Here is a 10609-nt window from a genome sequence, read left to right on the forward strand (position 1 = left end):
TTATTAAGCGGGATTTGCACGATGTCAGTATCAAACCAGACGCCCTATATCAGCCATACAGCGAACGGACAGACAACCGTTTTTGCATTTGCGTTCTATGTCATCAACGCCAGCGATCTACAGGTCAGCATTGATAATACCGTGATCGATACGGGATATAGCGTAACCGGTATCGGCAATCCACGCGGCGGATCGGTGGCATTTAACCCCCCGGTGCGAAATGCGACTGTTTTAATTGAACGCGCTAAACAACTGCCGGCATTTAATGACCGGGGGCAGCCGATTGCTTTGAATCCGCCGTTGATATTTTTACTCAGCGCTGCCAGATAATTTTGCTGACCTGCCAGCTTTTCAGCACATCGTCCGGCGGGATCAGGCCCTGCGGACCGGCCCATTTTCCCTGATACAGATAGCTGATATGCTCGCTGTCGGGCGCCTGGCACAGCACTGCGGAAGCGGCTTCACCGCTGGCGGCCTGACAATGACCAAAGGCTTTTTGATAACGTTCGCTGAACGCATCGCCAATGCGGGTACCGTCGGCGCTGGCAATGTCCCGATCCGTTACTTCAATGCGGCTCACGGTCTCTTTGCCGCTAAACGTCAGCTTTACCTCATTTTCGGTCAGCGCCTGCCAGAAACTGACCACGCCGCCCTGTTCGCTGCGCATGCCCTGCCGCAGCCGATAATCGCCGTTCAGCCCGGCGTTAAGGGCGCTTTCCTGCAGCGGCGTACCGCCATTAATCGCGCCAACGCCCTGGTCGGTAACCGTCAGGGAAGAGCCAAACCAGTTGCCGGGCCACAGCGTGGACCATGACCAGTCAAGCGGATTCCACCAGCCTGATTCACTGCTGTTCGAGCCGTGGCTGGCGCAGCCCGCCAGTAATAAAGTAGCGACGATCAATGCCGGACGTAGTGATTTCATTGCAGCTCCTGTGTGATTAGGCAACGTTTTCCTGTGTGGTTGGAGTTGCGTAAGCGCAAAAAGTTTTATTCCGCCTGACTGAGCTGCGCATTAAAGCAGGCTTTCAGGCGGCGGCTAAGCAGTAGCCAGAGCAGCGCTATCAGATCAAACAGCGCGGGCAGCCATAGCGCGAACGAAGAAATATCGCCCTCCTGCTCGCTTTGCCACAGCATCAGCAGCAGGCTCAGCAGTAACGTAGCGCACAGTACCCAGCGCCAGGCCTGCCAGAGCGCGGGCCAGCGCTGCCGATAACCGGTAAGCAGCAGCCCGGCGGCGGCGGGGATCCCCAGCGCCATTCCCATCCAGAAGATATTTCTGTCAGGATAAAAGAGTTCCAGCAATTCGGCGCCCTGCTGGCGCGACGCGCCGGCCATAATAAACAGCACCCAGGTACGCGCCTGCAGCAGCAGAATAAGCCAAAACGTCAGCGGCAGACGCAGCTGGCCTTTGCTGTCGTAGTCATCAGGAGTGAAAAGCATCATACGAAAGGTTTACAGCCGCGACGACGCGGCCCGGCAATGTTAATACTCACGATCTTCAATCAGCCGCTTGCCCAGGCAGACAGCATCCTGCATTTCATAATCGAGCTTTTCATAAAAGCCAATTACCGCGTCGTTTTCTTCGCGCACGATCAGATTGATTTTCGGGCAGCCGCGCGCAATCAGCTTTTTCTCCAGCCGGTTAAGCAGCGCATTGGCAAAGCCGCGCCCGCGATAATCAGGATGGACGCCAAGGTAATAGACCGAGCCGCGATGGCCATCGTAGCCGCCCATTAAGGTGCCAACGATTTCACCGCCGACCACCGCGACCAAAAAGAGATCGGGATCGTGATTTAGCTTACGCTCAATATCCATTTCCGGATCGTTCCAGGGGCGCAGCAGATCGCAACGTTCCCAAAGCGTAATGACTTCTTCAAAGTCTTCCTGGCGGAATGCGCGAATTTCCATGAAATTTTCTCAGGGTTACTTACAATTCGCTGATTATCACGCATTCTTTCCCTGGCGCAACCCTCGCGGCGCATCAGGCGGGAAAAAATTTCACGGCTGCTGCTTATTTGCCTGAAATAAATAGTAAAAGGCTGAAACAGCTTGCCTGTCGAAGCCCCTGCCCCGTCATGTTATAACGTTATTTTAACGTTGGACGCCGCCATGAAAAAATTTTCCCCGTTAACGACCCGCCGCCAGCTGCTGCTTTCCGGGGCCGCCGTGGCGCTGCTGCCCTCTGTGCGGGCGCTGGCGAAAAGCGAACAGGCCGCGCCGCCGGTTGCATCACGCCCTGCGGAAAAATCATCGCGGCCGGCCGGTGGCAAAAAAATCGTTATGCTCGATCCCGGTCATGGCGGCGTTGATTCCGGCGCGGTGGGACAGGAAGGCAGCGAAGAAAAACATATTGTGCTGGAGATTGCGCACAACGTACGCCAGCAGCTAAGCCAGCACCATCATATTGAGGTGCGTCTGACGCGCGACAGCGACCATTTCATTCCGCTGGCCGAGCGGGTAGAGATCGCCCATCAGCATGGGGCCGATCTGTTTATGTCGATTCACGCCGACGGCTTTACCAGCCCAACCGCCAACGGCGCTTCGGTGTTTGCCCTGTCGAACCGCGGCGCCAGCAGCGCGATGGCGCGCTATCTGTCGGAAAAAGAGAATGCGGCGGATAAAGTGGGCGGCGTTAAGGTACAAAGCGATAATCCTTATCTGCAGCAGGTGCTGTTTGATCTGGTCCAGACGGATACCATTAAAAACAGCCTGACGCTTGGCAGCCATATTCTTAAGCAGATTCGCCCGGTGCATCATCTGCACAGTCAGCATACTGAGCAGGCCGCTTTTGCCGTGCTGAAATCCCCGTCGATTCCTTCGGTGCTGGTAGAGACCTCTTTTATTACCAATCCGGCAGAAGAACGTCTGCTGGGCACCACCGCTTTTCGACAAAAGATCGCCAGCGCCATTGCTGACGGCATCGTTAGCTTTTTTGCCGAATTTGACCGCCGCAATCAGCGGCCGGGTTAGGTATAATCTTCACACTGAAGCAAAAGGCCAGACGATGGCCTTTTTTATTACATAGTGAAGCGAATATGAATGCTCCCAATATTGAACAGGTAAAAGCTTTTTTGCTGACGTTACAGGATGAGATCTGTCAGCAGCTGGAACTGGCAGACGGCGGCGCACAGTTTCAGGAGGATAGCTGGACGCGCAGCGGCGGCGGCGGCGGTCGTAGTCGCGTGCTGCGTCAGGGCGCGGTGTTTGAGCAGGCGGGGGTAAATTTCTCCCATGTGCATGGCGATAAGATGCCCGCCTCCGCTACCGCGCATCGTCCGGAACTGGCTGGACGCAGTTTTGAGGCGCTGGGTGTTTCGCTGGTGATCCATCCGGAAAACCCCTATATCCCGACCAGCCACGCCAACGTGCGCTTTTTTATCGCGGAAAAACCGGACGCCGAGCCGGTCTGGTGGTTTGGCGGCGGCTTTGATTTAACGCCGTTTTACGGCTTTGAAGAGGATGCCGTTCACTGGCATCAAACCGCCTTCGATCTGTGTCAGCCGTTTGGTGAGGATGTCTACGCCCGTTATAAAAAATGGTGTGATGACTATTTCTATCTGAAGCATCGCGATGAGCAGCGCGGCATTGGCGGGCTGTTTTTCGACGATCTGAACGCTCCCGATTTTGAGCGCAGTTTCGCCTTTACCCGTGCCGTGGGCCAGGGCTTTCTTGACGGCTATTTGCCTGTTGTGCAGCGCCGCAAAGGCACGCCGTGGGGCGAGCGTGAGCGTCAGTTCCAGCTTTATCGCCGCGGGCGCTATGTGGAATTTAATCTGGTTTGGGATCGCGGCACGCTGTTCGGTCTGCAAACCGGGGGTCGCACCGAATCGATTTTGATGTCGATGCCGCCGCTGGTACGCTGGGAATATGATTATCAGCCGCAGCCTGGCTCGCCGGAAGCGGCGCTGTACAGCGATTTCCTGCCGGTAAAAGCGTGGCTGCGGGATTAACAGGTCTGATAGCACTGTGCCTGCAGGTTTAACAGGTCTGATAGCACCATGCCTGCACGGGGAGTCCAGGCCGATCGTAAAGACACAAAAAACGTCATCCCTGACAGCTCGGCCCGCGCCGTCCATGGCGCGGGACGCTTTACTCTTCTGCCTGGACTCCCCACGCTTTAGCTCAGGCGTTGTCTGTAAAGCGACCACTCGCACAGGCATATGTTAGCGGCCTGCAAAGTGAGCACTTGCAGCTCTGCCTGGACTCTCCGCGCTTTGGCTCAGGCGTTGTCTGTAAAGCGACCACTCGCACAGGCATATTGTTAGCGGCCTGCTGCTATAGCGGCTGCGTCTGCGACTCCACCACCGCCAGCGCCACCATATTCACAATGCGCCGCACCGATGAGATGGGCGTCAGCACATGAGCCGGCTTAGCGATACCCATCAGCACCGGCCCGACGGTCACCCCTTCCGAACTGGAAACGCGCAGCAGGTTATAGCTGATACGCGCCGCCTCGACGTTCGGCATAATCAGCACATTGGCCGAGCCTTTTAACGGGCTGTCGGGCATCAAATCCTGGCGTATACTCTCCACCAGCGCGGCGTCGCCGTGCATTTCGCCATCGATTTCCAGCTCCGGCGCCCAGGCGTTAACCAGCGCCAGCGTTGCGCGCATTTTACGCGCCGCCGGTGCGTCAGAGGTGCCAAAGCTGGAATGCGACAGCAGCGCCACTTTAGGCTCAATGCCAAAGCGCCGCACCGTTTCCGCCGCCATGATCGTTAGCTCCGCCAGCTGCTCCGGCGTGGGATCTTCATTAACGTAGGTATCGGCAATAAAGGTGTTGCCGCTGGGCAACAGCAGCGCATTCATTGCGCCCGCCACGTTAATGCCGGGCCGAAAACCAAATACCCGCTCAACGATCGCATAATGCTCCTGATAATCACCGATGGTGCCGCAGATCAGGGCGTCCGCTTCGCCGCGATGCACCATAATCGCCCCGATCAGCGTGGGATTGCCGATCACCGCGCGCTGCGCCTGCTCAGGCGACACGCCGCGCCGCTTCATCATCTGATAGTATTCGCTCCAGTACGCCTTAAAGCGCGGATCGGATTCATTGTTCACCACTTCAAAATCTTTACCCGCCTCGATTTTCAAACCGAGCTTTTGCAGGCGCATCTCGATAACGTTGGGCCGGCCGATTAAAATCGGCTTTGCCAGCCCCAGCGAGACCAATTCCTGTGTGGCATGCAGCACGCGCGCCTCTTCGCCTTCCGCCAGCACCACCCGCTTCGGATCTTTACGCGCCTGGGCAAACACCGGTTTCATAAACAGATTGGTTTTATAAACAAATTCGGTCAGCTTCTCGCGATAGGCATCGAAATCGCTGATGGGCCGGGTCGCCACGCCCGATTCCATCGCCGCTTTCGCCACCGCAGGCGCAATCTGCACGATAAGGCGGGGATCAAAAGGTTTGGGGATCAGATAGTCGGGGCCGAACGACAATTCCTCATCGCCATAGGCGGAGGCCACCACCTCGCTCTGCTCCGCCAGCGCCAGCTCGGCAATGGCATGGACCGCCGCCAGCTTCATCGCTTCATTGATCGCCGTCGCGCCCACGTCCAGCGCGCCGCGAAAAATAAACGGGAAGCACAGGACATTATTCACCTGATTAGGATAATCGGAGCGGCCGGTACAGATAATCGCATCCGGGCGTACCGCTTTCGCCAGCGGCGGCAGAATTTCCGGCTCCGGGTTGGCCAGCGCCAGAATCAGCGGACTGGGCGCCATTCCCTGCACCATCTCTGGCGTCAGCACCTTCGGTCCGGAACAGCCAAGGAATATATCGGCATCCACAATCGCCTCAGCCAGCCGACGCATCCCGTTATCGGCAATGGCGTAGGCCGCTTTGGTTTCCGCCATATTCTCTTCGCGCCCCTGCCAGATAACGCCTTTCGAATCGCAGACGATGATATTGCGCCGCTGCAGGCCCAGCTCCACCAGCAAATTCATACAGGCGATGGCGGAGGCCCCGGCGCCGGAAACCACCAGCCGCACGTCAGAGATATTTTTCTTCACGATGCGCAGCCCGTTCAGCACCGCAGCGGTACAGATAATCGCCGTACCGTGCTGATCGTCATGAAACACCGGTATTTTCATGCGCTCGCGCAGCGCTTTCTCAATATAAAAGCACTCCGGCGCCTTAATATCCTCCAGGTTAATACCGCCGAAAGTCGGCTCAAGCGCGGCGATAACGTTAATCAGCCGATCGGGATCCTGCTCATCGACTTCAATATCAAAAACGTCAATGCCGGCGAACTTCTTAAACAGTACGCCTTTGCCTTCCATAACGGGCTTACCCGCCAGCGCGCCGATATTGCCCAGCCCCAGCACCGCGGTGCCGTTGGAGATCACCGCTACCAGATTGCCGCGCGCGGTATATTTATGCGCGGCCAGCGGATCGTTAGCGATTTCCAGACAGGGCGCGGCCACGCCCGGTGAATAGGCCAGCGCCAGATCGCGCTGCGTTGCCAGCGGCTTGGTGGGAGAAACCTGTATTTTTCCTGGCTGCGGATACTGGTGAAAATCGAGCGCGCTCTGCTTGAGTTGATCGTCCATCATCGGTTCCTTCGGTTGATAACGCGTAATAAAACATCAGCTGAGCAGTATAGGAGCGCGCCGCGGCGAAAAAACTTGAGATGGACCAAAGAATTGCCATCTCCGTCTGACCGCGAGCCGGCGTTGCCGGAGCACAGGCGCGATATTTTTTACTTCTGCTATGCTTTTTAGTGGCCTGCACGCTGTTTCAGCCTGGGCAGTAAAGCATTCGCTGGCGGTGCCGCAGCGGGCGCAACAGGCACGGTTTATCAAGTTCATGTCTTATCCGCGTGGCATTCTGCCTGAGGAGTTAAGGCATCGACATGGTCTTAAGAGCACCGTCAGGCCGCATCACGGCTGGCGCGGCTCTCGCTATTGAATGAGCCCATTGCAACAATCAGAGAAAACGCATTTCCACAGGAGAGCGGCTGGTGCAATGTGGTTCGTCTGTTATAAAGGACCGGGTTTATCAGGCAACGCCTGAAAGCCACGTTTAAATTTGCACTACCCTTCGGTTATCAAGGAGCTAAGAGATGAATCAGCTAGATGCACTGAAACAATTCACTACCGTTGTGGCGGACAGCGGCGATATTGAATCCATTCGTAATTATCACCCTGAAGACGCCACCACCAACCCGTCTCTGATCCTGAAAGCCGCCGGCCTCGAATCCTATAAACATCTGATTGATGACGCGATTGATTACGCGAAAAAACAGGGCGGCAGCAAAGAAACTCAGATTATTAACGCCAGCGATAAAGTTGCTGTGAACCTCGGCATGGAGATTTTGAAAAGCGTGCCGGGCCGTGTTTCGACCGAAGTGGATGCGCGCCTCTCCTTCGATCGTGGCATGTGCGTAACCAAAGCGGAAAAACTGGTCAGAATGTATGAAGATCACGGCATCGACCGCTCGCGCATTCTGATTAAACTGGCCTCTACCTGGGAAGGCATCCGCGCGGCGGAAGAGCTGGAGAAAAACGGCATCAACTGTAACCTGACGCTGCTGTTCTCTTTTGCCCAGGCGCGCGCCTGTGCCGAAGCGGGCGTTTTCCTGATTTCACCGTTCGTGGGCCGTATTTATGACTGGTACAACAGCCGTAAGCCGCTGGATCCTTACCATGTGGATGAAGATCCGGGCGTGAAATCGGTACGTGCGATTTATGAGTACTATAAATCGCACCGCTATAAAACCATCATCATGGGCGCGAGCTTCCGTAAAACCGAGCAGATTTTGGCGCTGGCGGGCTGCGATCGCCTGACCCTCTCCCCTAACCTGCTGCAGGAACTGCAGTCCAGCGATGCGCCGGTAGAACGCAAGCTGACGCCGTCAACGCAGGGCTTCCACGAGCCGTCGCCGCTCACTGAAGCAGAGTTCCGTTGGGAACATAACCAGGATCCGATGGCGGTGGAAAAACTGTCTGAAGGTATCCGTCAGTTTGCCGCTGACCAGATTAAGCTGGAAGAGACGCTGGCCGCGCGGCTGTAACCGCCGCATAACCTTTTGCTTCAGGGGCGAATTTTCGCCCCGTTTTCATCCCCTCTACATTTCCTTTAAGGGAGAAAAACATGTCCTCACGTAGAGAACTGGCGAATGCGATTCGTGCGCTAAGCATGGACGCGGTACAAAAAGCGAAATCAGGCCATCCGGGCGCGCCGATGGGCATGGCGGATATTGCCGAAGTGCTGTGGCGCGATTTTTTGAAACATAATCCGACCAACCCCGCATGGGCTGACCGCGACCGTTTTATTCTCTCTAACGGCCACGGTTCTATGCTGCTGTATAGCTTGCTGCATTTGACCGGCTACGATCTGCCGATTGAGGAATTGAAAAACTTTCGTCAGCTGCATTCTAAAACCCCAGGCCACCCGGAAATCGGTTATACGCCGGGCGTGGAAACCACTACCGGGCCGCTGGGCCAGGGGCTGGCTAACGCCGTGGGTCTGGCGATTGCCGAGCATACGCTGGCAGCGCAGTTTAACCGTCCGAATCATGACATCGTCGATCACCATACTTACGTATTTATGGGCGACGGCTGCCTGATGGAAGGCATCTCCCATGAGGTTTGTTCACTGGCGGGCACGCTGGGCCTTGGCAAGCTGATCGGCTTCTATGACCACAACGGTATTTCTATCGATGGTGAAACCGAAGGCTGGTTTACCGATGATACGGCGAAACGCTTTGAGGCCTATAACTGGCACGTCGTCGGCGATATTGACGGTCACGATCCTGATGCGGTTGCGGCGGCCATCAAAGAAGCGCAGAGCGTTACCGATAAACCGTCACTGATTATCTGCCGCACCATTATCGGCTTCGGTTCACCGAACAAAGCGGGTAAAGAAGATGCGCACGGCGCACCGCTGGGTGATGAAGAGATCGCGCTGACGCGTAAACAGCTGGGCTGGAACCACGCGCCGTTTGAAATCCCGCAGGATATTTATCAGCAGTGGGACGCCAAACAGGCGGGCGAACAGCATGAAAAAGCCTGGAACGAGAAGTTTGCGGCCTATAAAGCGGCCTTCCCGGAGCTGGCTGCGGAATATACGCGCCGTATGACCGGCGGCATGCCGGAAAACTGGCAGCAGGAAACGCAGAAATTTATCGAGCAGCTGCAGGCTAACGCGAACAAAATCGCCAGCCGCAAAGCGTCGCAAAATGCGCTGGAAACCTACGGTAAACTGTTGCCGGAATTCCTTGGCGGCTCTGCAGACCTGGCGCCCAGTAACCTGACTATCTGGTCAGGTTCGAAATCGATCAAAGACGATCCGGCCGGTAACTATATTCACTATGGCGTACGCGAGTTTGGTATGACGGCGATCGCTAACGGCATCGCGCATCATGGCGGCTTTGTGCCTTATACCGCAACGTTCCTGATGTTTGTGGAATATGCGCGTAACGCAGCACGCATGGCGGCGCTGATGAAGGCGCGACAGATTATGGTATATACCCATGACTCTATCGGCCTGGGTGAAGATGGCCCAACCCATCAGCCGGTTGAACAGCTGGCCAGCCTGCGCCTGACGCCGAATATGAGTACCTGGCGCCCTTGCGATCAAGTAGAAACCGCCGTGGCATGGAAACATGCGATTGAGCGCCATAACGGCCCTACCGCGTTGATTCTGTCGCGTCAGAACCTGATGCAGCCGGAGCGTACGCCGCAGCAGCTGGCGGATATTTCCCGTGGCGGCTATATCCTGCGCGACAGCGAAGGGACGCCAGAGGTGATCCTGATCGCGACCGGTTCCGAAGTGGAAATTACGCTGGGCGCTGCCGAGAAACTGACGCGTGCCGGACATAAAGTGCGCGTGGTTTCCATGCCGTCAACCGACCTGTTTGATAAGCAGGATGCCGCTTACCGTGAATCAGTGCTGCCTTCCACCGTGAGCGCGCGCGTGGCGGTAGAAGCGGGCATCGCTGATTACTGGTATAAATATGTCGGCCTGAACGGTGCGATTGTTGGCATGACCACCTTCGGTGAATCCGCCCCGGCAGATAAACTGTTTGCCGAGTTCGGCTTTACCGTTGAAAACATCGTCAGCCATGCTGAAACGCTGTTGAAACCGCATTAATCCGTTAATCATCCCTAAGCACGCCTCTGGGCGTGCTTTTTTTAGCGGTGCAATTTCTTTTCGCGATCCCGCCCGCACGAATCCCTTGCCGAAGCTAATGCCCGCATAATTAATAATTATAATCTTTCTGCAGTACGGTAGGGGCATTAATAAACCGGCGCACTTAATAAAATATCTCAGCACTTATAAATTAAATATTTAATCATAACGCGTTAATTGTTCCGCTATTAATATTCCCCTCTGAATTCCAGCCGGTTAAAATAACGCAGCATATCTCACAAATTCATTTATTTTAACTTCTTCCAGGTTTCTGGCTGCCTTACCCTGCCCGCTAAGGATATTGATTAAAAGGAACTTAGCGATGGCCGAAAGCCTGTTATCGTCACCTATAAAACTGCCCTGCCTGCTTTTCGCCACGCAGCATACAATGGATGATTACTGCGCGCCCGATATGCTGTATGGCGATCTTTCCGCTGAGGTGCTGCGCCAGCAGTATCATCTGCGCGATGT

General features: G+C 55.7%; 10 protein-coding genes. 6 read left to right on the plus strand and 4 right to left on the minus strand.

The features are described 5' to 3' along the window. Window positions 1-21: 21 nt before the first annotated feature. A complete protein-coding gene (locus tag COO59_RS19425; protein ID WP_103061337.1) occupies window positions 22-330 on the plus strand; it encodes a hypothetical protein in 309 nt (102 codons plus the stop codon). Here COO59_RS19425 and COO59_RS19430 read toward each other — a convergent pair. From COO59_RS19430 to COO59_RS19440, 3 genes are all read right to left on the minus strand, one after another. Beyond that, the gene (locus tag COO59_RS19430) at window positions 314-922 is read right to left on the minus strand and encodes an RpoE-regulated lipoprotein (RefSeq protein ID WP_103061338.1); all 609 of its coding nucleotides are present in this window, start codon (window positions 920-922) and stop codon (window positions 314-316) included. The two genes, COO59_RS19425 and COO59_RS19430, sit on opposite strands and share 17 nt — an antisense overlap. A 65-nt stretch (window positions 923-987) precedes the next feature. Then, window positions 988-1440, minus strand: a complete 453-nt coding sequence (locus tag COO59_RS19435; RefSeq protein WP_103061345.1) for a DUF2919 domain-containing protein — start codon at window positions 1438-1440, stop codon at window positions 988-990. A gap of 42 nt (window positions 1441-1482) precedes the next feature. After that, the gene (locus COO59_RS19440; RefSeq protein ID WP_085070892.1) at window positions 1483-1908 is read right to left on the minus strand and encodes a GNAT family acetyltransferase; all 426 of its coding nucleotides are present in this window, start codon (window positions 1906-1908) and stop codon (window positions 1483-1485) included. Between the two features lie 201 nt (window positions 1909-2109). Here COO59_RS19440 and amiA point away from each other — a divergent pair, with 201 nt between their 5' ends. Further along, on the plus strand, window positions 2110-2970 hold the full coding sequence (amiA, locus tag COO59_RS19445) for an N-acetylmuramoyl-L-alanine amidase AmiA (protein ID WP_103061339.1): 861 nt from the start codon (window positions 2110-2112) through the stop codon (window positions 2968-2970). A 65-nt stretch (window positions 2971-3035) separates the two neighbouring features. Further along, window positions 3036-3950, plus strand: a complete 915-nt coding sequence (gene hemF / locus COO59_RS19450) for an oxygen-dependent coproporphyrinogen oxidase (RefSeq protein ID WP_103061340.1) — start codon at window positions 3036-3038, stop codon at window positions 3948-3950. 325 nt (window positions 3951-4275) lie between these two features. Here the strand turns inward: hemF and maeB are convergent, their stop codons facing one another. After that, window positions 4276-6555, minus strand: coding sequence for an NADP-dependent oxaloacetate-decarboxylating malate dehydrogenase (maeB, locus tag COO59_RS19455; protein ID WP_103061341.1), 2280 nt, complete (start codon window positions 6553-6555; stop codon window positions 4276-4278). A gap of 512 nt (window positions 6556-7067) precedes the next feature. Between maeB and tal the strand changes: the two genes are divergently transcribed. The 3 genes from tal to COO59_RS21530 form a co-directional block, all read left to right on the plus strand. Beyond that, window positions 7068-8018: a transaldolase gene (tal, locus tag COO59_RS19465; protein ID WP_103061343.1), complete on the plus strand. Its 951-nt coding sequence runs from the start codon at window positions 7068-7070 to the stop codon at window positions 8016-8018. Between the two features lie 80 nt (window positions 8019-8098). Beyond that, window positions 8099-10099, plus strand: a complete 2001-nt coding sequence (tkt, locus tag COO59_RS19470; protein WP_103061344.1) for a transketolase — start codon at window positions 8099-8101, stop codon at window positions 10097-10099. A 361-nt stretch (window positions 10100-10460) separates the two neighbouring features. Next, on the plus strand, window positions 10461-10609 hold a 149-nt coding region (locus tag COO59_RS21530; RefSeq protein ID WP_121494955.1), incomplete at its 3' end, for a DUF3289 family protein.

It is taken from the genome of Mixta theicola, assembly GCF_002895925.1.
GTDB classification, from domain to species: Bacteria; Pseudomonadota; Gammaproteobacteria; order Enterobacterales; family Enterobacteriaceae; genus Mixta; species Mixta theicola.

What these genes read in the sequence shown, in the direction of transcription:
- hemF (WP_103061340.1), top strand. Translation starts at nt 3,036, where the DNA reads ATGAATGCTCCCAATATTGAACAGGTAAAAGCTTTTTTGCTGACGTTA.
- COO59_RS19440 (WP_085070892.1), bottom strand. Translation starts at nt 1,908, where the DNA reads ATGGAAATTCGCGCATTCCGCCAGGAAGACTTTGAAGAAGTCATTACG.
- tkt (WP_103061344.1), top strand. Translation starts at nt 8,099, where the DNA reads ATGTCCTCACGTAGAGAACTGGCGAATGCGATTCGTGCGCTAAGCATG.
- COO59_RS19425 (WP_103061337.1), top strand. Translation starts at nt 22, where the DNA reads ATGTCAGTATCAAACCAGACGCCCTATATCAGCCATACAGCGAACGGA.
- amiA (WP_103061339.1), top strand. Translation starts at nt 2,110, where the DNA reads ATGAAAAAATTTTCCCCGTTAACGACCCGCCGCCAGCTGCTGCTTTCC.
- COO59_RS19435 (WP_103061345.1), bottom strand. Translation starts at nt 1,440, where the DNA reads ATGCTTTTCACTCCTGATGACTACGACAGCAAAGGCCAGCTGCGTCTG.
- tal (WP_103061343.1), top strand. Translation starts at nt 7,068, where the DNA reads ATGAATCAGCTAGATGCACTGAAACAATTCACTACCGTTGTGGCGGAC.
- COO59_RS19430 (WP_103061338.1), bottom strand. Translation starts at nt 922, where the DNA reads ATGAAATCACTACGTCCGGCATTGATCGTCGCTACTTTATTACTGGCG.
- maeB (WP_103061341.1), bottom strand. Translation starts at nt 6,555, where the DNA reads ATGGACGATCAACTCAAGCAGAGCGCGCTCGATTTTCACCAGTATCCG.